The following is a 25,265-nucleotide window of genomic DNA, read 5'->3' as shown; positions in this document are numbered from 1 at the left end:
CTGATGGGGTAGGTGTTTATAGAATGAATGTGCCACCTATACGGTGGCACATTTTTTATTACTTAAAAGAAGGTATAATCAACACGCAGGCTGATTGTGCGGCCATTTAGGTAGTTAATATACTCTTGTGCTGCTGAATTATTGGCGTTTCTAGAGCGAGCACGCATATAGGTAGCAGTTTCTTTATCAAATAGGTTATTAACGAATACACTTAGTTTTAGACTATCACTTAGCTGAATACGTCCTGAAACGTTAAAGACACTATATGCTGGTGTTTTATCTTCATCACGGACATTAAAGTGTGTTTTATATTCGTCATAGAAAGAGTATTCACCTCGGATGTAAGCATCTTTACCGAACAATTGAATATTTTGATCAAGCGCTAGATATGCATTCCATTCTGGTACCATTGTCATCTTATCACCAGCGCTTGCTGAGATAGAGTCATTGTCTTCTGTGATCTCAGAGCTTGTGTACGACGTGTTGAATGACATCGTTAGGTCGTCAGTTAAACGAGCTGTTGACTCAAACTCAAAACCTTCAGACTTAGCTTCACCACCGTTAGCTGTATATGAAAATCCACAAGTGTCCATATATACTGAGGTTTTAATATCAGTCCAATCGATACGATAGATTGCAGCAGAGAAATCCACTTTTCTGTCAAGTACACTTGCTTTAAGACCTAGCTCATAGTTTTCGATAGCATCAGACGTGTAACGGTCTTTACGATTTTTAGCAAGCGGATCAGCCTCACATGAAGCTGCTAATGGACCATTGTTACCACCTGGTCGATATCCTTCTGAATATAAGCCGTATACAGACATTTCTTCACTTGGACGGTAAGAAACACTGAACTTATAGCGGTTACCTGATTCTTCACCACTTAAATTATCTTCAGAAGTTGCCCAAATACCTTCTTGCGTGTAGTGAGAACCATCTTTAAGTTCAAAACGGCGTACACCACCATTCACTTCAAGGCTACCGGAATCACCTAAATCAAATTCGTATGCAACATCAGCGAAGAATGCGAGTTCTTCCGAGTAATCACGAATGTTGGTAAGGTTCCAGTTGTTCTGAGGGTTGCCAAATGTGTCTTTACCAATTTGTGTAGCATCTGCCCCCCACCAATTAAGTGCTAGCGCAGATACTTTGTCGCCTTTTTCATGATATTGATTTTGGTAGTCTGGATCGTAGCCGTATTCAACTTCGTCATAGTAAGCGCCGATAGTCCAAGATAGAGGCGAGTTTACATCAATATTTTGGAAGCGCAGTTGGTGAGTCACACGCTCATATTTGCGATGGTCAATGATCCAAGTACGGAACATATCTGATGCATCTAAACGACTCCATCCGGTTTGAATGCTGTCTTCTTCATAAGTACGGTGAGAGCCTGCGTAAGTTAAAGACGCTATATCTAGGAAGTTATCATCCTGAATATTTAAAGTGAAAAGATCATTAGTTGAGTCAGACCATGGGTCCATTAAGTCCCACACTTGGTATTTTTGTGGCACACCTTTGTTAGCAATTGGTGCGTTGCCCGCGTTACATTGAGGGCGCTCAGCTGTCTCAGGACAAGAAACTTTAAAGAAATCGACATCATATCCGTAAGCTGCTTCCTCATTGGCTGTTAGGCTGTAGTCCCAATAATAACCTGGTGTAGAACGGTCACCTGTTGTCGTACCTGTGTCGCTGAATGTCGTATGTGCGTAGCCTAGAGTAACAGAAGTTTCTGGGTCCACTTGCCACAATAGTTGGCTGCGGATAAAGCCTCGGTCTGCGTTACCCTGAACACCAGTATTCATATTAACCATTTGATAACGTTCATGTTCTGTATTACCACTTACACGCAGTGCTAACGTATCATCAACAAGTGGAATGTTAACACCCATTGAAATATTACGATGTAGACCATCTACATCTTTTTCACTTCCAACCTGTGTAGACGCGAAAAATTCAAATTCATCAAGTACAGGCTTTTTAGTGATGATCCTAACCGTACCACCGATAGCGTTTGAGCCATAAAGTGTACCTTGTGGTCCTCGTAAAACCTCAACTCGCTCTACGTCGTTTAAGTTTTCAAAAGTAAAAGGAACGTCGTCGACAAAAACGCTGGTTGTATCTGGAAATGCAGTGTTACCTCCACTTAAGCCACGCAAAATAAGTTGACCTCTAGGAGAAGCAGCCCCAGCGAGCGTTCTATAAAAGTCTTCTGCTGATACTAAGTTACGATCAGCGATGTCCATTGCTGAGATAGTAGAAACCTGCATTGGAATTTCTATGATGGTTTCTTCTTTACGACGAGAGGTAACGGTAATTTTTTCTATTTGTTCTTTAGCACCGTTTTCTGGTTGTTCTTCCGCGGTTACGTAAAAGCTTGCTGATGCAGCCAGCATGCTAAGGCAGAGAGTACTCTTAGCAAATGGTATCTTCCCCAGTGGTTTCATTGTGATTTCCCTTATTGTTTTTGTGTGAAAAATACAATAGTACCGATATTTGTACTATTGCCTATGTATCAATGAAGGGTAAAAATAATTTATTAATGTAAATTATTCAAGTTTAATGTAACTTTATTTTTGTTGTGGTGTTTTTGTTTTATTTAAGTCTATACTAATCATACGGTTATTAGTTTGAAAATTAATACTTAGAAATATGGAATTAGCCAAAAGTCTAATAGGGTTTGGAATATTTAATTCTAATAAAACGTTAGTCATCGGAGTTTCTGGCGTTCAGGGTTCTGGTAAATCAACACTAAGCTATTCTCTTTGTAAACAACTTAGGGAAGTTGGCATTACTTGTAAGTGTGTGTCGCTTGATGATTTTTATTTAGACCCAGAAGAGCGGGCATTACTTGCTTCAAAGTTTCATCCGCTGTTTCAACAAAGAGGCTTACCTGGTACACACGATCTTCAACTATTACAAGATGTTATGAGCAGATTTAAACGCGGTGAAGCATTTACTTTACCAGTATTCGATAAATCAATAGATAGGAAGTTGCCAAAATCAAAATGGCGAAAAGTTGATGCGGGTTTACAGGTACTTATTATCGAGGGATGGTGTATGGGAGTGGAGCCGCAGTCTAGCGATGAGTTAGCACCTCCCGTTAATCAATTTGAGCAAGAATTTGATAAAGACGGTTCGTTTCGCTTAAAAGTGAATCAAATTTTATGTGAAGAGTATCAAGCTATTTTTTCACAATTAGATAGTCTCATTTATTTAAATGGAATGAGCTTCGACAGAGTATATCTGTGGCGGCTGCAACAAGAGCATGTGCTCAAAGCATCGAACGGAAAAGGGATGAGTGATGAGCAAGTTAGACAATTTATTCAGCCATTTCAACGCCTATCGGCATGGGGAATGCGAAGCTTGCCAAGAATCGCGGATATTGAAGTGTGTTTGGGTGAGAATAGAGAAGTGCTGCAAATAAACACTCAGCTTGGCGAATACACAAGCTGAGTGTAATTTTTGTTAAAGTTGATGAGTTATGCTGCTAGCTCTTCAACACCAACGATTAGCCAAGGTGCATCTCCCGTCGTTTTACGCTCTAAGTGCCATATTTCGTGGATAGGTTCCTCTTGCATGTCGCCGAGATCACGATATTTTCCAGTAAACTTAATGCTTACTTCCCAAACGTCAGGACGTGTATCAGCACGAACTAACTCAGCGTCAACAAACATCACCTCAGTGTTAACGTCACCTTGTTGCTCTCGTTCACGCTTGAACTCTTCAACCAACTCTGGGCTCAAGTATTCAGAAACCGTCGAAAAGTCGTTGTTATTCCAAGCGGTTTGGATGGTTTGATAATGCTGTCTTGCGCCTTGTAAAAAGCCATTGATGTCAAAATCTCTCGGCAAATTCATAGGCACGCTACCTGCGCCAAAACCACCGCCAATTGGTCCTTGGCTTTGAAATTGCTGTGGTGGAGTATTGTTGTAGCCACCCATAGGTGGCGCGCCGGCATAAGTTGGCTGCTGTTTTCTTGCAAGCATGCCCTTAACCAATTTGAAAATTAAAAAGGCAGCAGCGGCAAGCAGAATCATCTCAAGGAATTGGAATCCTTCAAAATCATCGCCAAGCATCGCGGCAATTAGACCACCGGCTAGTAATCCGCCGAGTACACCAGCCATAATGCCTTTTTTACTCGATTTAGGCTTTGCTGTAGATTTTGCATTTAATGCTTGTGTATCAGTTTGTTGCTTTTGCTGAGTCGTTTGCGTTTGCTGGGTTTTGCCTGAGCTCTTACTACCAAACTTCTTTCTCGCTTCAGCATTAAAACTGGCTGTAAATAAAAAAGAAACAAGGGAAAGTAACACAATGAAATGTTTCATAAAGTTCCTATATACCAAAATAACTGTCGCCATTGTAAAGAACTAACATGGCTATTTAAATAGGTATGTACCTCAATTAAATTTGTATTTTGAGAGGTTTAGTAAGGATATTGAGACACCGCCCCAAAGAGTGGGGCGGTAGCATTATAACCAGCGTAGTGAGCTTGTCACTTCTGATTGGAAGGTTTCAATTGGCGCACCTCGGTTTGCCACCAGTATAGTGTTGGCTTTACCATCATGGGCAATTAAGCCCTCAAAGCGGCTATCACCAAAACTATCTTTGCCGTCAATCGTACTTTGTTGACCTGCTGGCACGACAAAAACCGTGAGTGGACCAAATTCGGATTGCATAACCAAGTGAAGGCTTTTTTGACCTTTAAAATTACAAAATGTCGCGTAAACCACTTTACCCGGCAAGTTGTCGAACTTACCCCCAAACATCGCGAGCTTCTCATTCACGGTTTGCAGTGACACTGTTTCTTGCTTCTGCAGTGCATTTTCTTCGTAATACACATGAGCAAGCGCATGTTCACCGGTATCGACAGGGTGTCCAAAACCGCCAAAGTAAAAGACCACGGCGGCAAAAAATACACTGGCGGCAATCGCAAATGGTGCGGTAGCGCGTCTAAACCAAGACGCTTTCACCACTTTTTGTTCTTCCGTTTCAAGCTTCTTTTGTTTTGCAATTATCTTGTCAGCCAACCCCTCTGGCACATCAATATCGAGTGATTTACCCAAGAAATCGTCGAAAGCTTGCATTTCTTCGACCAGCACTTGCAACTCAGGTTGCTGTTCGGCCTGTTTTTTGACCTCTTCATCATGAGGATCAGCAACGAGGCGGCGTCGAAATTCGAGTTCATCCATTAGTTTGATGCCCCCTTTATTGGTTCATATTCAGTCGTTAAAGCGTCTTTCAGCTGGTTTCGAGCACGGTATAATCTTGTCATCACCGTGTTTTTATTCAGCTCAAGTATATCGGCGATTTCATCCCCAGAACATCCCATCACCACTTGCAGAAGCAGTGGTTCACGATATTCTGGTGCTAAGTTGGCTATTTGTCGTTGTACAACGGTTTGCTCCATTGCATCATCCAAAGCCGAACTGGTATCGTCGACCAGCGTATCTTGTTCAACCTCCGCATAGTCAAATTGCTTACGCTCAAAACGACGTGCATTCTCTCGTCTTAAAATAGTTAATAACCAAGGCTTTGCTGCATTCTCATCTTGTAATGAATCGAGTGCGCGCCAAGCCCGCAAAAAAGTTTCTTGTACTAAGTCTTCTGCTATTGTCGGATCGCCAGACAACCAATAAGCGAACTTATATAGCTCTTTGTGGTACATCCGAACCAGTGACTCGTAGTGATGTTGTTTACTGGCCATATCTATGAGACCTATCTTTTTGCAGGTTTATTTCAACAAAAACTCATTTTATTTTAGTTGATTCTGGGAGTGTATCTCACACCAAGCATAATTGATCTGTTAATTATTTACTAACAAATCTAATTCGTCTTGCAATAAAAAAGCGCCCTGAGGCGCTTATTGGTATAGATTACCTAAACTTTGGCTTTTATTTGTGTGAACAGTGCTTTTAACACTGGTTTTAACTTCACCATATAGTTGAGACAAGTCTACTTTTTCTCTATTGCCTCCATACAACGAGCTTTGCAGCGTTTGTACTTGTGCTTGCAATGAGCTGGGTTGAAGTGCTAGCCATTGTGCCATGGTGATATTTTGTTGTTTGATGTAGTGCAGTAGCGCTTGATAAAAGCCCGCTGGGTTATCTTGCTTAACCGCTTTTTCAAACGAAATAAAAGGTGCTGAATTTTCATCAGTGACCGTATTTACTATGGGGCTTGCGGTCGGTTTTGTTCTTAGACGCCATATTAGTAATGTTATTAGCCATAATGCGTATCCGAAAGCGGCGAGTCCCCACATCCACAGCGGGATAATTTGTTCTGTGACCACGTTGGTTTGCGTAGCAGGTGATGGGTTTACGCTTGGGCTTGAAAGCGGCTGCTGGATTGGAGCTGTCTGTGGTAAAGTAGGCTGGTTTGGATCGAGAATCACGCTGATAGACTTACTTGGTAACGTCGCAAACTCTTCACGTTTAGTGATGGTATTAAACCAGGGGAGTTTTACTTCGGGCAGAGTAAAATCACCTGCAAGTTGCGGTAGGTAAGCAAATGAAATGGTTAACTGTGAGATGACTTTCCCATCTCGGGTAATTTGCTTGCGCTCTGACGCGTCTGGATAAATTCTAAATCCATTAACGTCTTCAAGCTGAATGTCAGGAAGCTGCTCTTTAGTAACACCTACTGCAGTGAGTGTTAATGTTCGCGTAATAGGCGTTCCAACGGTAAATTCAGCGTCTTTGGGCTGCCACTCTTCAGAAAAATTTAAATACTCACTTGGTAACCAGTTGTCAGCAGCGTTGGCTGGGATAGGGGACACTGAAAAATCGATGGTATTGCCAACCGCAGAAGTTGCCATTCTACGATAGCCATCTCTGATCTGCCCGTTGAAGATAGGTGGTTCAATAGTGAAATTGCCACTCTTTTGCGGTTGGATCATGTATTCTCGGGTGAGCACCATGAAACGTCGGCCATCTATAACTTCATATTCTTCATGGCCTTTGCCCAATTGTGTGAAGTTAGCACCGTCTGAAACTGGAGCACTTAGTTGGCCATCTAGTAACTCCTTTCCTACATATAGTTTAAGGGTATAGAGCGCAGCCTGTTGAACATATAGGTTTTTTGTCTTGAGTTCGGTTTTTACGAATATATCGTTGCTTTGTTGTTCATCATCACGAGCGACAACTTTGATTTCGATCGGCTGGGTCGTTTCACCATCTACCTCTAGCGCAGGAATGGTGTAAGTACCCGGAGTGCGCGCAACGAGCTGCATCTGCCAGGTAGTGGAACTTGAAACGCTGCCATTAATAATACTGGTTCTAGAGCTAGTATTTACAGGGCTGGTGACAAAATCATTACTAAGCGCTGAAACATCCGGAATGGTGCCTTTGACCTTACCCTCAGCGATAATCGACAACGTGAAATATTCGCCTGTCAGTACCGGGTTTTTGTCTACGCTTGCTGTGAGATTATCCAAAGCCAACGATGTCTGGCTTAATATCAACAAAGACAGAAAAAGTATAATGCGTTTTACCATGATTTTTCAGCTCCCCTTGGCAGACGTCTTTGTTTACGTTGTTGTGCTTCTAATTGCATTTTATTTCTCAATAATATGGCTGGATCATCAGGTACTTTTCTAAGCAGTTGATTAAGCTGTTGCGCTTTCTCAATTTCTTCAGGGGTAAGTGGCCGACTATCTTGCATCATTGCTGCCTGTGCCTTTTCTTCATCCTGCGGTGATTGTTCGGGATCGGGCGTAGGTGCGGCTTGCGCTTGCTGTTGTTTTTGCTCTTGAGTTTGTTCCTCGGCTGCTTGCTGGTCTTGGCGGGCAGCATCTAGCTCTGGCTCGTTGTTATTTTGTTCTGATTCACTTCCTGCTTGTGAATTCTGTTGGTCTTGCTGACTTTGTTGGTCTTGCTGACCTTGTTGGTCTTGCTGACTTTGTTGGTCTTGCTGACCTTGTTGGTTTTGCTGACCTTGTTGGTCTTGCTGACTTTGTTGGTCTTGCTGACCTTGTTGGTCTTGCTGACTTTGTTGGTCTTGCTGACCTTGTTGGTTTTGCTGACCTTGTTGGTCTTGCTGACCTTGTTGGTCTTGCTGACCTTGTTGGTCTTGCTGACCTTGTTGGTTTTGCTGACCTTGTTGGTTTTGCTGACCTTGTTGATCCTTTAACGCTTCGACTAGCGCTTTATTATCCTTCGCTTGCGTAAACTCAGGATCTAAGGATAAGGCTTTTTCGTAGGCAGAAATCGCGTCGTCTAACTTACCAAGCCGTGCTAGTGCATTGCCTAAATTGTATTGGCCTTCTGCTGAGCTTGTTTGTTCGAGTGTTTTTACCGCTCCTTCGTAATCTCCGGCTTTATAAAGGGCTGCGCCTTTTAGTACCGAATTATCGGCAAGGGCTGCCTCATCAAACGCTTCATTTTGGTAGGCCTGCAGTGCGTTTTGGTCGCTATTTTTAAACCACTGTGTCCATTCATTCGCCAGCGCTTTTTGCTTTGGCAACATGGCAAAAACAATCAAAGTACTGAGCATAACAGCATGATTTCTAAGCAGTAGTAGTGCGAGTGGGATAAGTGCAACCAGCAGATATATTCCAGCATCTACTCGCCACTTAGCATTTTCTCTGTCCCGTTTTACCACAGATGTATTTGCATCCAAATTAGGTTCGAATGTATCTATATCGCTACTGTCAGTTGTGTAGCTGGCAAACTTTCCACCCTTTACTCTAGCGAGTTTTTCGAGTCGAGTAGGGAATAGTTTTGGCACGACTATTTGACCATATTGGTCTTTTAAAAAGCCGCCTTCAGGTAATTTGATGGGGGCGCCTTGCGCCGTGCCTAAGGCATAGATACTTAGCTTAAATGGGCTGTCAGAAAGGAGGCTTTGCACATCTTCAGCGTCTTTTTGCTCAAGTCCATCGGTTACCAAAATAATGTCACCATAGGTTGCACTTGCACCTGTTAACAAGCTAACTGCTTCTTCGATGCCTGCATACACGTTTGAGCCTTTTGAGGGCATGATCTCTGGACGAAGGCTCGGGATCAAATTCTCAAGTGTGGTGACGTCCGTTGTGAGTGGCGACACGGTAAATGCATCACCTGCATAGGCAACTAAACCCGTCTCGCCTTCTTTAAAAAGCTTGAGCATATCTAAAGTTTTAAATCTCGCTTGTGTTAAGCGGTTTGGCGCGAGATCGGTTGAGTACATAGAATAAGACATATCGAGCACTAACACTCTAGGTGCTTGAGTTTTAAATACTGGTACTTCTTGTTTTTCAATACTTGGTCCCGCAACCGCAATAATGGCCAACAAAAAGAACACAATACTAAGCCAAGAGTTACTTTGTTTTTGGTGTTTTTGACCACTGGATCCCATCACCACCTTCATCAGGTGCGGTGCGATAAGTTGCGCTGATTTTTGATTGGACTTTTTAGACCATTGCAGTGCACTGTATATCACCCAAGGAATAAGTAACCAAAGCAGATGTGGGCGAATAAATTCAAATTCCATATATTTACCCTCTTAATTTTGTTCTTAATACGAGACTTAGCTGAGCCACAAAAAGCAAGCCGAGTATCGCGAGGAGAGGAATATAAAACAGTGAAATCTTAGGACGGAAAGTCTGTGTTTCATCACTTATTGGCTCTAGCTCATCGAGCATAGCGTAGATCTGTTGTAGGCCTTCCACGTCTTTTGCGCGAAAATATTGCCCACCAGTTTCTTTGGCGATATGTTGCAACGTTTTCTCGTCGATACTACTACCAGCCATAGAGTTAAAACCAAATAAACCAAAACCGCGTCTGCCATCAGAGCCAACGCCAACAGTATAAATCTTTATGCCTTCTTCTCGGGCTAAGATCAGTGCTTCTTCTGGTTGAAGGTTGCCCGCGGTGTTTTGACCATCGGTCAGCAAAATCAAGATTTTGTTACTTTGTTCACGTTCGCCAAAACGTTTTACCGACAAACCAATAGCATCGCCAATCGCTGTGGCGCGTCCAACTAAACCAATTTGTGCCTCACTAAGCATTTGGCTAACCGTCGCTAAATCTCGGGTGAGTGGCGTTTGCAAAAACGCGGTGTCACCAAAAAGAATAAGTCCTAGACGATCTCCTTGGCGCGCTTCGATAAAGTCGCTAACAACGGCTTTGACGACAGACAATCTGTCCACTAAGCGACCTTGGTATTCCATATCTTGCTCTGTCATTGAAGCCGATAAGTCAACGGCAAGCATAATATCGCGTCCCTCGTTTGGCACAACGATTGGGTCGTCAAGCCAAGTCGGGTTTGTCGCTGCGGTTACCAGTAGTAGCCAGACGAGTGTTTCCACTAGGCTTACTTTTGCGCGCTTATTGAGTTGATTTGTGCTCGCGAGTTGTAACTTTGCGGCACTTGGCATACGAATATTAATGTTGGTCTGCGCGATACTCGGTTTAAACTTCGCAATTAGCCAAGGCAGAGGTAACAATAAAAAGGCAAGGGGCCAACTAAACTCAAACATCGAGACGCTCCTTCACTTTGAAGGTATTAATCGCACGACATAGTTTATCGCTGAGTGCGGGGTCTTGAGTCGGAGCATATAACGAGTCGAGCTCTTGCTGAGTGAGTTCAACACGTGTGAGTCTTGCTTGCAGCGTTAACCATGCTTGGCCCGATCTACTCGCAGCGGTATCACCGTAATAATGTTTTACTAAACGTTTGAGTATGGTGTGTAATGCTTGGGCATTATCCTGCGAATGACTCAGTTTTACGGCTTCCTTTTTTGCCTTTAAAAATTGCTGGCGACGATATAATAGCCAACACGTAGCCCCAAATATTGTGAGTAGAACACAAATGGCTCCCCACATTGGATAAGAAAGTGGCCACCAGCTCACGCTTTGAGGGATGACCACATCATTAAGCTGGTCGAGTGGATTGACTTGCATTTAACCCCTCATGATTTGTAATTCGATTGGTAATGACGCGTCGTACTTTTGTAACGACATACCAGAACGCTTAAGTAGCGCTAATCTTCGATTGAAAAAGTCAGACGCATTTTGCGAGAATTTGTCTCTAAATTGCTTGTCCATCAAGGGCAATGTCCAGTTTTGTTCTCCAGCTGAGACCTCAATCGCTTGACTATATTCAGGCAGATGATGCTCAAAAGGATCGCTTACCATACAACCAATGACTTCGTTATGGCGAGTGGCTCGCTCTAGCAATTTAAAGCTTTCATCATTCAACTCCGTAAAGTCCGAAATGAGATAAATCAGGCTGCCAGGTTTGGCTAGATGCACAAGTCGTTTTAAATTCTCATTGAAACGATCCCCCGAGGGGTGAGTCTCTTTTTGAATTAATGCTTGTTCGTGTAGGGCACAGAACTGATGAGCTAGCGCAAGCACTCCACGGTCGCGAGCAATCGGCTTTAGCTCGTGGTGATTGCTGTCATTAAATACCACCCCACCAACACGGTCGCCGCGTTGGCATGCAGCCCAAGACACTAAAATGCCTAAGTGCGCAGCAAGTACTGACTTAAGTAACAGCTTTGAACCAAATAGCATGCTTGAGGAAAAGTCACAAAATACAAAAACGGGTCGCTCTTTCTCTTCTTGAAAGAGTTTCGTGTGTGCTTCACCGGTACGTGCGGTAACTCGCCAGTCAATTGCACGAATATCATCACCATATTGGTATTGTCTGACTTCAGCGAACTCCATACCTCGACCTTTATGCGGTGCAAGGTATTGACCTGATTGAGCACTTTTCACTTTTCCTCTCGGTTTGAGCGAAAGTAAATGCGCTTTGGACTTATAAAAAAGTAGCTCTTTCAGGCTGAGTTCGACACCATTACTGTGGCTTTCATTAAACCAGCTGGCCGAGTTAAACTGCTTGATGTCGTTCATAGTATTATGGAACAGCAACCAATTCTAAAATCTTACTGATCACCTGATCTTTGGTGATCCCATCGGCCTGTGCTTCATAACTCAGCACGATACGGTGGCGTAGCACGTTATGCACCACAGCTTGAATATCTTCTGGTGTGACAAAATCTCTGCCTTGTAGCCAAGCATGAGCACGAGAACATTTATCAAGCGCAATTGTAGCTCGAGGGCTCGCACCATAATCAATCCAGCTTGCAAGCGTTGCATCAAAGCGTTGTGGCTGTCTGGTCGCAATAATTAATTGTACAAGATATTGCTCCAGAGGCTCAGCAAGGTGCATGCTTAGTACGGTTTTACGGGCCTCAAATAGGGTTGCTTGACTGATCGGTGTGAAGGTCGCTTGGTACTCCTCCAACGCCTCGCCACGAGTGAGGCGCAAAATATCGACCTCGGTTTCTGCATCCGGATAATCGATATTCAGATGGAGTAAAAAGCGGTCAAGCTGTGCTTCAGGTAGCGGGTATGTACCTTCTTGTTCAAGCGGGTTTTGCGTTGCCATTACCATAAACAGCTCAGGTAACGGATACGTTGTTTTGCCAACGGTTATTTGGCGCTCGGCCATTGCTTCTAGTAGCGCTGATTGCACTTTGGCTGGCGCTCGGTTGATTTCGTCAGCCAAAATCAAATGATGAAAAAGCGGGCCTTTCTCAAATACAAATTCATTGGTTTGTTGGCGATAGATATCTGTACCAGTTACATCAGAAGGCAATAAGTCAGGGGTAAATTGGACGCGTTGGAAGCTCCCTTCAATGCCTTTAGCTAGCGCATTTACTGCGCGGGTCTTAGCTAGACCTGGGGGGCCTTCAACCAATAAATGACCATCTGCTAAAAGCGCGATAAGCAAGGATTCGGTCAGTGCACTTTGTCCTAAAATTTGGGTGTCTAAATATTCTTTTAGTTGAGAAAACTCGTTTACTGCCATGAGACTGCCTTTTAAGCCGACAAAAATAAAAATAGTTATATGGACGCTGAATGAATAATCAAGTTGATTAGACCCATAATTTTAGAAAAGTTCATAAATTTTAAATAACAATTTCAAATACTTTGAGATTGCTTGAAAAAGCATCTAAAGTTGGTTTTCACGGTTTAAAAAGCAGCCATTTCGTGCTTTGCTATTGGCAACTTCGATTTGGTTGTTTAGAATCGGAGGAAATTAACAGGTCAGACCTGTCAGCGGGAGAGCAAAATTCATGTCTGAACAAAACATACTAAAAACATCAAAAGGCGACCGAATCGCTATCGTGAGCGGCCTGCGTACGCCATTCGCAAAGCAAGCTACCGCTTTTCACCACGTTCCAGCCCTAGATTTAGGCAAAATCGTCGTCAACGAAATGCTTGAGCGTTTGAACTTCGATCGTAAAGAAATCGACCAACTGGTATTCGGTCAAGTTGTACAAATGCCGGAAGCACCAAACATTGCGCGTGAAATCGTGCTTGGCACTGGCATGCCAGTTTCGGTTGACGCTTACTCTGTATCACGTGCATGCGCAACCAGTTTCCAAGCGATTGCTAACGTTGCAGAGAGTATTATTTCAGGCCAAGTGAGTGTCGGTGTTGCTGGTGGTGCGGATTCTTCATCAGTGTTACCGATTGGCGTGAGCAAAAAGCTTGCCGGTAGCCTTGTTGACTTGAACAAAGCACGTACGCTTAAACAGCGTTTACAGATTTTCTCAAAGCTAAGACTCAAAGACTTACTGCCAGTGCCACCGGCAGTTGCGGAATATTCAACTGGCTTATCAATGGGGCAAACCGCTGAGCAAATGGCTAAGACTCACGGGATCAGCCGTGCAGATCAAGATGCGATGGCGCACCGTTCACATACCTTAGCTGCAAAAGCATGGTCAGAAGGCTTATTAAACAATGAAGTGATGGCTGCCCATGTTGAGCCATACAAAAGCTTTATTGATAAAGATAATAACATCCGTGAAAACTCCTCATTGGAAAGCTACGCTAAGTTAAAGCCTGTATTTGACAGACAGCACGGCTCAGTAACTGCAGCAAATGCAACGCCACTGACCGATGGTGCAGCGGCAGTATTAATGATGAGCGAAAGCAAAGCAAAAGCGCTTGGCTACGATATCTTAGGTTATGTGCGTAGTTTCGCCTTCTCTGCAATCGGCGTACACGAAGATATGTTGATGGGTCCTGCACATTCAACGCCTGTAGCACTTGACCGAGCGGGTATTACCCTTGCTGATCTTGACCTGATAGAAATGCATGAAGCTTTCGCAGCGCAAGCGCTGTCCAATATGAAAATGTTTGGCTCAGACAAATTCGCGCAAGAAAAACTTGGTCGCAGTAAAGCAATTGGCGAAATCGACATGGATAAGTTTAACGTGCTTGGTGGTTCACTTGCATATGGTCACCCATTCGCAGCAACCGGTGCACGCTTGATCACGCAAAGCTTACATGAGCTTAAACGCCGCGGCGGTGGTCTTGCATTGACAACTGCCTGTGCTGCAGGTGGTCTTGGAGCCGCATTCGTATTGGAGAGCGCATAATGTCAGTATTTTCTTATGAATTAAACGACCATAAAGTCGCCATCGTTACAATCGACGTACCGGGCGAAAAAATGAACACCCTACGTGATACATTTGCTGATGAATTATTAGAGATCATCGCAAAGAGTAAGCAAGACGACGTAACGGGTATGGTTTTTATCAGTGGTAAAGACGATAACTTTATAGCGGGTGCAGACATTAAAATGTTAGACAGCGCGAAAACCCGTGATGATGCGCTCGCGATTTCGGAAATGTGTCATAAAACCTTTTTTAAATTGGCTGATTTACCATTCCCAACCGTTGCCGCGATCCACGGTGTAGCACTGGGGGGCGGCTTGGAGTTTGCGCTGGCTTGTGATTACCGTGTTTGTACCGAAGACAGCAAGACTAAACTGGGTCTTCCTGAAGTACAGCTTGGTCTATTGCCAGGTGGTGGCGGTACACAGCGTCTACCAAAATTAGTTGGTATTCAAAAAGCACTTGAATGGATGCTAACTGGTAAACAAGTTCGACCTAAGCAAGCGAAAAGAGCGGGCCTAGTTGACGATTCCGTGCCGCACAGTATTTTACTCGACGTAGCGGTGAAGCTTGCCAGAAAAGGTAAGCCTAAGCCTCGCAAACCGAATTTAGACAAAATTAGCCAATTGCTAGAGTCTAACCCGTTCGGACGCAATATCATTTTCAAAAAAGCACAAGAAAATGTTGAGAAGAAAACGGGTGGTCACTATCCAGCGCCGCTCGCTATCATCAAAGCGGTACGTGCATCTGTAGAGCTGGACAAGCTTAAAGGTTACAAAACCGAAGCCGAGGGTTTCGCTGATTTAGTGATGTCTGAAGTATCCCGCTCGCTACGTGGGATTTTCTTTGCGACAACGGAAATGAAAAAGGATTTCCAAGGTGAAGATCTTGCTCCTGTGCAGCGTGTTGCAGTGCTAGGCGGTGGTTTAATGGGGGCGGGTATTACCCATGTTAGTGCGGTTAAAGCAGGCACACCAGTACGTATTAAAGATGTTGCGCATCAAGGCATTAGCAACGCATTAAATTACAGCTATAAGATCCTAACTCAACGCCAAAAGCGCCGTATTATTTCAAAGGCAGAGATGCAGTCAACTTTGAATATGATCACGGGGACAACAGATTACTCTGGTTTTAAACACACAGACATGGTGATTGAAGCTGTATTTGAAGACTTAGACCTGAAACAGTCGATGGTAGCGGATATTGAACGCGAATGCAGTGAGAGTACGATATTTGCAAGTAATACGTCATCATTACCAATCGGCCAAATCGCGGCAAAAGCAACGCGTCCTGAAAACGTAATTGGTTTGCATTATTTCTCGCCAGTAGAAAAAATGCCGCTGGTGGAGATCATTCCGCACGATACCACCAGTGATGAGGTTATTGCGCGCACTGTGGCGTTTGCTCGCAAGCAGGGGAAAACCCCAATCGTAGTAAAAGACAAAGCTGGTTTTTACGTAAACCGTATTCTGGCTCCTTATGTCAACGAAGCGGCAAATCTTTTGCTTGCCGGTGAGCCGATAGAGAAAATCGATCAAGCCTTGGTTGAGTTTGGTTTCCCTGTTGGTCCTCTTGCGCTTCTTGATGAAGTAGGTGTAGACATTGGCTCTAAGATTGCGCCAATCCTAGAAAAAGAATTAGGTGCTCGCTTTAAGGCGCCGGATGCTTTTGCACGTATGATAGATAGCAAACGTCTTGGTCGCAAATCTGGTCGTGGTTTCTACACCTATGAAGGTAAAAAAGGCAAGCAAGTGGACGAGTCAGTTTATGAGTTACTCGGTGTCACGCCTTCTCCTAAATTGAATAAACAAGAAATTGCGAACCGCTGCGTTGCACAGATGCTCAATGAGGCTGCTCGCTGTCTTGATGAAGGTATTATTCGTAATGCAAGAGATGGTGATATCGGTGCTATTTTTGGCATTGGTTTCCCACCATTCTTGGGCGGCCCATTTAGTTATATGGACAAAAAAGGCGCCAATAAGGTGTGTTCAGAGCTATCAACATACGCTGCTGACAACCCTGTATTTACACCTGCGGAGCCGCTACTCGCAATGGCCGAAGAAGGCAAAGCTTATTACGAGTAACGATACCAATTTATCTTAATTGAAAATATCCTATCTGTAAGCCGCTGTAATGCGGCTTTTTTCGTTCTCTGGTCTAGACTTAGTAGCTGTAATGGTATGTAACTTTTGTACCATCGACATGGATTCTACAGCACCTAGACGGCCTCTAATTTCTTCTTTTGCTTACTGCACTCTAGGATTTGCTGAATTTGGACAGCAGAGTATATGAATAAACGTATTTTTTTGCAGATCAGTGGCTTAGTTATATTTACTATTTTGGTGAGTGGTGGTCTATTTTATTGGTCCACTTTGTTAAACCACTCCATTTCCTCATTTCATCAGTCATGGCAATCAGAAACTGAAGTTGCAATTAAACGTGCCGAGCTGCTAGCTGAGCTAGAGCGTAGTTTTGGTTATAACGGCTTTATTCATCACTTCAAAAATTATGTACTACGTCAAGACGAGATTTATTACGAACAGGCTTTAGCTGATGTTGAAGCCACCAAAGCGACCATCTTAAAATTGCAAAGTACGGCGCTAAGCAGTCAAGAGACAAAGGCATTAGCCGTTATTCAACACACCTTTGATGAATATACACAAATGCTTGCGCTTGCTAAGTCAAAATTTACATCAGGTAGGTTGAGCTCTGAAGTGGTGGACCGCTTAGTGAGAGTAGATGACACTGACGCAGAAGTTGCATTTAACTATTTGCGTAAGTTGATTGGAGAAAAATTTGAGCTTGCAAAGCAAAATCAATCTGTAAAGCTTGCTCAAACCCAAGAGTTGAGTAACACCGGTGTATTGTTGTTACTACCAATAGTCTTGTTGTTTGCCTGCTTAAACATCTTCACGCTCATTTTTGTGGTTAAACTTATCAACGAGAAACGAAAGTTATTCAATTCTACTCCTGATGCCATTTTATATTGTGACAAAGACGGTAGGCTTAAAGAAGTCAATAAGGCGTGCACTGACTTGTTTGGTTATCAACCTCAAGAACTACTAGGTATGAAGGTTGAAGACCTCATCCCAGAACGGTATACCGGTAAACACGTCGCGGACAGAGAAAAGTTCCAAGGTACCTCTACGATGCGCAGAGTGACGCATGATGGCCTTAAAATTGTAGGGCGACATCAATCAGGTGTGGAGATCCCGGTGGATATCGCGTTATCCACGGTGTCCGTCTCTAAAAATGATGTTTTCATTGCGGTGATCCGAGATTTACGTCAAGAACAAGAATTGAAGAACCGAGCTGAACTGGATTTCTTAACTCAGGTTATGAATCGCAGAAAGATTGAAGCGCTGCTGAAAGAAGAAGTGCAGCGGGCCATACGTTATCATCGAGCGCTATCGCTACTGGTAATCGACGTTGATCATTTTAAACAATTAAATGATACCGCAGGACACCAAGATGGTGATAATGCATTGAAGGAAGTTGGGCAGTTTCTAAGAGAGCAAGCACGCCCAAGCGACCATATTGGACGATGGGGCGGTGATGAATTTGTGATTATCTGCCCTGAAACTAGACCGGATGCCGCGCTTAATTTTGCACAACGACTGGTGCATGAATTTACCCGTTTCACCAGTTTTGGACTGACATTTAGCATTGGCGTCGCGGGGTACGAGCTTATTGGCGAAAGCTTTAATCACAAACGATGTTTTGAAGAAGCTGATTTAGCCCTCTATGAGTCGAAAAAGTCAGGTCGAGATCGTGCTTCGCTTTATATCGCGCCACGGAGCTCGTTGGACAAAAAGGCATAGTCTAAAACGAGATCTTTTACTTTAGCCGCTAAAAACTTTACAATTTGCGCCCAGTTTAGACTTGTGGCGGATGTTGATGCATAAAATAGAAGACCTCATTGCTGTTTTTAATGGGTTATTCCTGCACACGCTCAACACGGAGCTGGTAGTGGGCGACGACGAGCCCATCTATCTACCTGCAAATGAATCATACCCTCATCACCGCATTATTTTTGCTCATGGCTTTTATGCTAGTGCTTTGCATGAAGTTGCGCACTGGCTTGTTGCGGGTGAAGCGCGTCGTCAACTCGAAGATTACGGCTACTGGTATTGTCCCGATGGACGAGATAAAGCGCAGCAGCTCGAATTTGAAAAAGTGGAAGTGAAACCACAAGCGATTGAGTGGGCGTTAAGCGTCGCAGCTGGTTTTTCATTTAATGTTTCCGTTGATAACCTCAACGGTGAACAAACTTGCCGTTTCAGCTTTCAACAACGGGTGCATCAGCAAGTGTTAGCTTTATTAGAAAGCGGATTTAATACCAGAACAACTCAGCTACTCAACGCATTAAGCAATTTTTATAATACACCTTGGCCTTTACGCCAGCAGCAATTTAACTGGGATATCCCGACAGAGCTAAGCATGGAGTTTGACGATGCAATTTAAGCTTGGACTTATCATCAATCCTTTAGCTGGACTTGGTGGGAGCGTTGCACTAAAAGGTAGCGATGGCGCAGAAACAGCTCAACAAGCTTTGGCGTTAGGTGCAGAGCCTCGCGCTAATCAGCGAGCAAAAACGGCTTTAACACAACTGCTTTCACATCAACAAAATATCGAAATATACACTGTTAATGGTGAGATGGGGGAGCGTACGGCAAAAGAGCTGGGTTTTAACACCCAAGTGATTTATCAAACTCAAAGTACGGCAACTCGTCCTGAAGATACCGAGACCGCAGCGCAAATGATGCAACAGCACGGTGTCGATTTGATTTTGTTTGCTGGTGGCGATGGTACTGCCCGCAACATTTGCCACGCGGTGGGTGATTCATGTCCTGTACTTGGGATCCCTGCTGGGTGCAAAATTCATAGCGGCGTATACGCGATAACGCCAAAAGCAGCAGGTAGAGTCGTTGAACTTTTGGTTACCGGAGAGCTTGTCTCCATTGGCGAAGCCGATGTGATGGACATCGATGAAGCAGCATTTCGTGAAGGGACTGTGCGCGCTAAGCGATTTGGTGAAATGCAAGTGCCGACCGAGCTGAGATATGTACAAGCGGTGAAAAACGGTGGTAAAGAAAGCGATGAATTAGTGTTAGCCGATATCGCTGCCTACGTGGTTGCCGAAATGGAAGAAGATGAAACCTACATTATGGGGTCTGGTTCTACCGTTGCAGCAGTGATGGAAGAGATGGGACTTGATAATACACTTCTAGGTGTTGATGTTGTAAGGGACCAAGCGCTGATCGCCCAAGATCAAACTGCGCAGCAATTGTTGTCGCTTGCTGATAACAAAACAAAGCTAGTGATCACATTAATTGGTGGGCAAGGACATATTTTTGGCCGCGGTAATCAGCAGCTAAGTCCTAACCTCATCAAAAAAATCGGCAAAGATAATATTATCCTTATCGCCACAAAATCGAAATTAAAGGCCTTAAATGGTCGTCCTTTAATTGCTGATACCGGTGACGAACAACTTGATGAGTCCTTAGCTGGATTTATTAAAGTGATCACTGGGTTCAATGACCATGTAATGTACGCCATAGGCCATCAAGAATAATTTAGGAATAACTATGTCTTTAGTAGAATATGTAGAGAAAGCGCAGCAGTTTTTTGATGAGCTTGTTGATAGAGCGAGCGATGATGAATTATTTGCTGGTGGCTATTTACGCGGTCACTTTGACTTAGCGGTAGGCTATGCACAAGTAGAGGAAGCAGATCTTTCGATTGATGAGCTAAATGCCAAAGTTGAAAGCAGCTTGGTAAAAGCATACCGAAATGGAGAGTTAAATGACGATGATAAAGCGCACGTGGTTTCTATCTGGGAGCAGGTGCAAAATCTAAAATAACCGCACCTCACCTGAGAGTAGCAGATGCTAGAAGTCTAATTTGCATCTGCTACTCCGCCTCGCTTGGCTTTACATCAAAAATCGCCAATAGATGAATAACAGTGCAAAGCCCACTAAATAAATCAGCCCCAGTCCCGTCAAAATCTTGGTGTACATTGGTTGACTGCGATAGATCTCACCTTTCACTAATCCTAAATTCATCCAAGCAAAGATAGGAGTAGTGACAAACGCTGAGCTCATGGCAAACATTAGCATGCTCTTTAAGTCGGCTTTAAAAAACAGCACTACGGCCATACCAAGCGTTGCTTGTAGCAATAGAATGAGCGTGTAACTCTTTTTCGTTGTGTTCGGTCGTAACAGCTGAAGTGATTCACTAAGCACTCGGGAGTAGCCATCTAACACTGTGATCGTTGTTCCAAACATACACAAAAATGCGACGCCAGCAATTAGCCATCTGGCCCATTCGCCGATTGTATTGGCATACATATCAATGAGCTGCTGTGAGAACGCAACACCAGCGAGTTCCACAGGCTTATCTTGACCGTATTGCATTAGCATACCGAGTAAACAAAACACGACCGCAAGACCCAGCGTAACAAAATATCCCACCTTGAAATCCAGTAAGATCTGGCCACTTGTTAGTGATTGTTTAGCCATCTTCGTCTTTAGCCAAGAGGAATTAATGGCTGAAATCTCGATTGGTGCGGGCATCCAACCCATTAAGGCAACTAAAAAGCCCAGTAACGCGATGTCGTACGGGGATATCGGATCAATGGGGGCTGGATGGGCCGGTCCATTATTAGCCGCAATGGCAAGTGCTATGACAGTGGAAATTGTCAAAATTATCATCACCCATTTGCTTGTTACATCGAGTATTTTGTAGTGTCCAACCAGTAAGATTGCCAAGCAACTAGTCAAAAGTATAAAGCTTAACAATTCAATATTTATTGGAAATGGCAGCGAGTAGCTCAAGAGACTTGCGGTAAGTAATAGCACACCCGCGGTATTTACAACGGCTGCGAAAATATTGAGTAGCACAAAAACCTTAAATCCGAAGCGGTAATGTGCGTGATAACCTTCGACGACACTATGCTTAGAGTGGCTTGTGTACTCGACTGCATATTTAAAAAAGGGATATTTGAGCAAATTAACAGCAACTATTAACCAGATCAATTGACTACCAAATAGTGCTCCAGCCTGAGTTGATGAAACGAGATGTGAACCACCGATAGCAGCAGTTGCCATTAATATTCCAGGCCCAAAGATGGCAAATTTGCCTTTAAGAGATAGCAGCGCTGGCAATGTAAATTCCTTAAGTTTTTTTATTTTAATTTTGCTGCCAGTCTACGAAGTTTTAAGAATTGCCGCAACAGTGTCGTTGAGTCGCATTTCACAGGCGGTGTTGAGTGTGAGATAACTAGTTGCTTACCCCATCCTGCTCTAAGAAGTATTCATCTAGGTCTTCTTTGATGTCCTGATAATCATCTTCATCTAAATTTAAAACCTTCAATACATCCGCTTTCATTAAGTGCCAATCAGGCGCTGCAACAAAACGTTTATTGATATGTACAAAATTTTCCGCCATTTTTAGAGCAGAGAAAGCTAATTTCTGTTCTTCATCTTTACAGTTTCCCAAAAACTCGGGGTCATGATGGCATAAAATCATCTGACAAATACTTTGTGGCAAGTTCCAGGAAGCCGCGAGGAAGTAGCCGATAATAGCGTGATTGGTCTCGTACTTTTCTTCTTCGTGTTCGACTAACAGCTTGTCATAATCTTTGTTAGCGGCAATGAGCGTTTCCATATAATCGGGGTAATTTACTGCCATAGCGGCAATCCCTGCGTCGTGAAATAAGCCTAGTAAGTGCAAGTTTTCGATAGGAACACGCGATTTAAGTTTATTACCAATCACCATGATACTATCCGCGATGTCTGAAGCGTTATCCCAAAACCGCTCCAAACTGATACAACATTTACGTTGGTCAAAGGTTTGTTTGAGCAAAAAGCCGGTCACAAGCGTACTAATAGAGTCTAGACCTAGAAAGACGACAGCCTGTTTTACATCAGTGACCGTTCTTGCCAAGCCGTATAGGGGCGAGTTGATGATTTTTAGCACCGCGGCTGAGGTGCTGACATCATGAGCGATGATAGAAGCGATGTCGTTCAGATCTGGATCTGCTGTAGCAAGTGCTGCTTGCAATTCGCTTATCAGCGCAGGTTTAGGTGGTAAATTGAAACCATGTTTGACGTCAGCTAACACTTTGTCGTCTAGATCTATCATCTAAAAATCCTTAATTTCAGACATATAAAAAGCATAGCGTAAATTCTTTATTGAACACTGACTTGAGACAAAAAAATACCAAGTCGGCTACTAATTCGGCAAAGTGTCTCGTCAATAGGCACGTTTTCTTGCTTAACATGTAAATATTAAGTTATGGTTAAGCAATTTTTTTCTTAGGGCAATGGTATGCACGAAACACAACAAGCGAACTCGCAAAACTCTGCGATCACCCGTTTTTTAAACGGGATTGAGCGGGTGGGGAATAAACTCCCTGATCCTGCAATCATTTTCTTATCAGCAATGTTGCTGATTTGGCTGCTATCTTGGTTATTTTCAGGCGTAGAATTTAGCGCTATTGATCCAAGAACCAATCAGGCGATTGTCGTTCACAATTTATTAGACCCAAATGCGCTTGCCGGATTTATGGCAACGATGGTAAAAACCTTCACGGGATTTGCGCCATTAGGCGTGGTGCTAGTTGCTATGCTAGGTGTGGGTGTTGCTGAACATTCTGGCTATATTAATACTGGCCTTAAAATCATGCTTAAAAGCACGCCTCAAGCACTACTAACTCCTTCTATTATTCTTATCGCAATTGTAAGCCACACGGCGACAGACGCTGGATACGTGTTAGTTATTCCGCTTGCTGGTGTTATTTTCTATGCGATGGGAAGACATCCTCTTGCGGGTATTGCTGCGGCATTTGCTGGTGTAAGCGGCGGATTTAGCGCGAACTTTATTCCTTCTGGTATCGATCCGTTGCTACAAAGCTTTACCCAAAGTGCAGCGCAGATCATCGATCCAGAAATCGCGATTAACCCGCTAAATAACTGGTTTTTCACTTCAGCATCGAGTTTATTCATTATTTTATTAGGTTGGTATATCACCGATAAAATCATAGAGCCAAGACTAAAAGCGACTGAAATTGACGGCGATACCGATAGTTTGCCTTCGTTTGATGAGATCACAAGCAAAGAAAAGAAGGGCTTTGTGGTGGCGTCTATGGTGATGTTAGCAGGTATCGCGTTATTGGTTTATGCATCAAGCGGTGAAGATTCAGCACTACGCAGTCCGTCGGGTGCTTTAACTGATTTTAGTGCACCGTTAATGCAATCAATTGTGCCACTTATTTTCCTTCTGTTTTGGATCCCAGGTGCGGTATACGGTTTCGTTGTTGGTACGTTCAAAACTTCAAAAGACATGATTGATGCCATGACTAAAGCCATGAATAGCATGTCTTACTATATTGTTATGGCGTTTTTCTGTGCACTTTTTATCAGTGCCTTCAGCCATTCAAATTTGGGCGCACTGCTTGCTATTGAAGGGGCCCAAATATTAAAGGCATTGGCGCTTCCAAGCTATGTTACCGTGGTTGGTATTATCTTCCTCACCGCATTTGTAAACCTATTTGTAGGGTCAAGCTCTGCGAAGTGGGCGTTGTTGGGGCCGATTTTTGTTCCGATGTTAATGCAATTGGGTATTTCACCAGATTTAACACAAGCGGCTTATCGTGTTGGTGATTCCGGCTCAAATATAATCACGCCGCTTATGCCTTACTTCCCGTTGGTTGTGGTTTACTGCCAGAAATACGTTAAGTCGACCGGGATAGGCACTTTGATAGCGATGATGTTGCCTTACTCAATTGCCTTTTTGATTGGTTGGAGCATCTTCTTATTGATCTATTGGATGCTTGGTATTCCGCTAGGTCTACAAGCAAGTTATACATACCCTGCTGGTATGTAATTTTAGGTTAAGTAAAAAAGCGCTGTTCAGTAAAGTGACAGCGCTTTTTATATACTGCTATTTGTTCTGCGCCTTACGCGGCCTTATACCAATTGAATTAATTCTCCAATCAATTTGAAGAGTGAAATATCATATTAGCTTCGTTAAAAATTTCTCATTTAGAACAACTAAATAGCAAAATTTTTGCCTTGCTACTAAAGCTATTTCCCCGCTTCAAAATAGCTCATTTACTTAATACAATTGGTATTATTGATACCCAGCCAAGAAAATGAGCGATGTAAAAATGCCCCAGCGCCTGTTGTAATGCATTCACCATGGGCAATAACAATATATTGGGGTTGCCATGCGGCCATTTTTGAAAAACAGGCTCGGGCTTGCTGCTTCCCAAACATAAACGAAGTTCGCCAGTCTATGGGGGTTTTACCGTTAGGGCTAATAATCCCGGTGATTTTCGCTAATACTTTTTTAAAACCGGAGAAGTGATTAGGGTGAAAGTTCTCGATAAGATCTGTCAAAATTAATGTACTGCTCTCTTTGTGGAAGAATACGACTTCTTCCATCACCGCGCTGCCTTTAAAAATGAGTTGATCAATATCTTCTTGCCACTCGGGTTCTGCAATGTTGCCCAGTTGGCGCTGAAAAGTAAGATCAGGACGTTTTTTGTCGACACCTGGAGAAGCAAACATAATTGCATATGGGAACTTTTCCTGCCAATCTCCCATAAATAGGTGGTGTAGTTTATTTGGAGAAATTAGATATTTGACTTGCCCAAGTTGCGTCAATTCACGGAGTAATCCTGCCGTTAATTTTCCAGGAGAGTGCACCCATAATGCGCCAGAGGAAAGCTTTACTATAGTGCTTCGGGTAGTGTACGGCATGCCAAAGAATGGTACCGCGGGGCCGTTGTGGATCCAAATGTTTTTACCAATTGCAATTAATTCGCTCATCTGATTTCCTTACTCTTGCTAGCGTGGATAACTATATC

General features: G+C 43.4%; 21 protein-coding genes. 8 read left to right on the top strand and 13 right to left on the bottom strand.

Features of this window, described 5'->3' with window-relative positions:
* Positions 1-62 precede the first annotated feature (62 nt).
* Complete coding sequence (locus L1271_RS20485) at positions 63-2,444, bottom strand: TonB-dependent receptor (RefSeq protein WP_010605212.1); 2,382 nt, start codon at positions 2,442-2,444, stop codon at positions 63-65.
* A gap of 205 nt (positions 2,445-2,649) precedes the next feature.
* Between L1271_RS20485 and L1271_RS20480 the strand changes: the two genes are divergently transcribed.
* Positions 2,650-3,453: a kinase gene (locus L1271_RS20480; protein WP_102057903.1), complete on the top strand. Its 804-nt coding sequence runs from the start codon at positions 2,650-2,652 to the stop codon at positions 3,451-3,453.
* Between the two features lie 26 nt (positions 3,454-3,479).
* On the opposite strand, the gene L1271_RS20475 is transcribed toward L1271_RS20480, so the two are convergent.
* The 9 genes from L1271_RS20475 to L1271_RS20435 all read right to left on the bottom strand — a co-directional run bounded on the left by L1271_RS20475 (position 3,480) and on the right by L1271_RS20435 (position 12,795).
* A complete protein-coding gene (locus L1271_RS20475; RefSeq protein WP_102057904.1) occupies positions 3,480-4,325 on the bottom strand; it encodes a Tim44 domain-containing protein in 846 nt (281 codons plus the stop codon).
* 144 nt (positions 4,326-4,469) lie between these two features.
* Positions 4,470-5,189, bottom strand: coding sequence for a DUF3379 family protein (locus L1271_RS20470; RefSeq protein WP_102057905.1), 720 nt, complete (start codon positions 5,187-5,189; stop codon positions 4,470-4,472).
* Complete coding sequence (locus L1271_RS20465; RefSeq protein ID WP_010605216.1) at positions 5,189-5,704, bottom strand: sigma-70 family RNA polymerase sigma factor; 516 nt, start codon at positions 5,702-5,704, stop codon at positions 5,189-5,191. The genes L1271_RS20470 and L1271_RS20465 overlap by 1 nt, the downstream gene beginning before the upstream one ends.
* 156 nt (positions 5,705-5,860) lie before the next feature.
* Positions 5,861-7,492: a BatD family protein gene (locus L1271_RS20460; RefSeq protein WP_102057906.1), complete on the bottom strand. Its 1,632-nt coding sequence runs from the start codon at positions 7,490-7,492 to the stop codon at positions 5,861-5,863.
* Positions 7,486-9,468 (bottom strand): vWA domain-containing protein, encoded by a 1,983-nt coding sequence (locus tag L1271_RS20455; RefSeq protein ID WP_102057907.1) that lies wholly within the window; start codon positions 9,466-9,468, stop codon positions 7,486-7,488. Before L1271_RS20455 ends, L1271_RS20460 begins: the two co-directional genes overlap by 7 nt.
* A gap of 4 nt (positions 9,469-9,472) precedes the next feature.
* Positions 9,473-10,456: a vWA domain-containing protein gene (locus L1271_RS20450; protein WP_235368678.1), complete on the bottom strand. Its 984-nt coding sequence runs from the start codon at positions 10,454-10,456 to the stop codon at positions 9,473-9,475.
* Entirely contained in the window at positions 10,449-10,880 is a 432-nt protein-coding gene (locus L1271_RS20445; RefSeq protein WP_102057909.1) for a DUF4381 domain-containing protein, read from the bottom strand. The genes L1271_RS20450 and L1271_RS20445 overlap by 8 nt, the downstream gene beginning before the upstream one ends.
* A complete protein-coding gene (locus tag L1271_RS20440; protein WP_010605221.1) occupies positions 10,881-11,834 on the bottom strand; it encodes a DUF58 domain-containing protein in 954 nt (317 codons plus the stop codon).
* Positions 11,835-11,838: 4 nt separating this feature from the next.
* A complete protein-coding gene (locus L1271_RS20435; RefSeq protein WP_010377722.1) occupies positions 11,839-12,795 on the bottom strand; it encodes an AAA family ATPase in 957 nt (318 codons plus the stop codon).
* Between the two features lie 268 nt (positions 12,796-13,063).
* On the opposite strand from L1271_RS20435, the gene fadI reads away from it, so the two are divergent.
* The 6 genes from fadI (at position 13,064) to L1271_RS20405 (ending at position 20,256) form a co-directional block, all read left to right on the top strand.
* Positions 13,064-14,374 (top strand): acetyl-CoA C-acyltransferase FadI, encoded by a 1,311-nt coding sequence (fadI, locus tag L1271_RS20430; RefSeq protein ID WP_010605222.1) that lies wholly within the window; start codon positions 13,064-13,066, stop codon positions 14,372-14,374.
* The gene (gene fadJ / locus L1271_RS20425; protein ID WP_235368677.1) at positions 14,374-16,476 is read left to right on the top strand and encodes a fatty acid oxidation complex subunit alpha FadJ; all 2,103 of its coding nucleotides are present in this window, start codon (positions 14,374-14,376) and stop codon (positions 16,474-16,476) included. Before fadI ends, fadJ begins: the two co-directional genes overlap by 1 nt.
* 204 nt (positions 16,477-16,680) lie before the next feature.
* Positions 16,681-18,213: a sensor domain-containing diguanylate cyclase gene (locus tag L1271_RS20420; protein ID WP_235368676.1), complete on the top strand. Its 1,533-nt coding sequence runs from the start codon at positions 16,681-16,683 to the stop codon at positions 18,211-18,213.
* A gap of 76 nt (positions 18,214-18,289) precedes the next feature.
* Entirely contained in the window at positions 18,290-18,856 is a 567-nt protein-coding gene (locus tag L1271_RS20415; protein WP_045990526.1) for an elongation factor P hydroxylase, read from the top strand.
* A complete protein-coding gene (locus L1271_RS20410; RefSeq protein WP_174169369.1) occupies positions 18,846-19,967 on the top strand; it encodes an ATP-NAD kinase family protein in 1,122 nt (373 codons plus the stop codon). The genes L1271_RS20415 and L1271_RS20410 overlap by 11 nt, the downstream gene beginning before the upstream one ends.
* Before the next feature lie 13 nt (positions 19,968-19,980).
* Entirely contained in the window at positions 19,981-20,256 is a 276-nt protein-coding gene (locus L1271_RS20405) for a YfcL family protein (RefSeq protein ID WP_010377735.1), read from the top strand.
* A 69-nt stretch (positions 20,257-20,325) separates the two neighbouring features.
* Here L1271_RS20405 and L1271_RS20400 read toward each other — a convergent pair whose 3' ends face one another.
* Positions 20,326-21,558 carry an NRAMP family divalent metal transporter gene (locus L1271_RS20400; protein WP_235368675.1) on the bottom strand — a complete coding sequence of 411 codons (1,233 nt, stop codon included), beginning with the start codon at positions 21,556-21,558 and terminating at the stop codon, positions 20,326-20,328.
* A 115-nt stretch (positions 21,559-21,673) separates the two neighbouring features.
* Positions 21,674-22,537, bottom strand: coding sequence for an HDOD domain-containing protein (locus tag L1271_RS20395; protein ID WP_235368674.1), 864 nt, complete (start codon positions 22,535-22,537; stop codon positions 21,674-21,676).
* Positions 22,538-22,723: 186 nt separating this feature from the next.
* Between L1271_RS20395 and L1271_RS20390 the strand changes: the two genes are divergently transcribed.
* On the top strand, positions 22,724-24,280 hold the full coding sequence (locus L1271_RS20390; protein WP_235368673.1) for an AbgT family transporter: 1,557 nt from the start codon (positions 22,724-22,726) through the stop codon (positions 24,278-24,280).
* 227 nt (positions 24,281-24,507) lie between these two features.
* On the opposite strand, the gene L1271_RS20385 is transcribed toward L1271_RS20390, so the two are convergent.
* Positions 24,508-25,227, bottom strand: coding sequence for a DUF4336 domain-containing protein (locus tag L1271_RS20385; RefSeq protein WP_235368672.1), 720 nt, complete (start codon positions 25,225-25,227; stop codon positions 24,508-24,510).
* Positions 25,228-25,265: the final 38 nt, after the last annotated feature.

The organism is Pseudoalteromonas sp. OF5H-5, from assembly GCF_021530695.1.
GTDB lineage: Bacteria > Pseudomonadota > Gammaproteobacteria > Enterobacterales > Alteromonadaceae > Pseudoalteromonas.
This window is presented reverse-complemented; position numbering and strand designations above follow the sequence as displayed.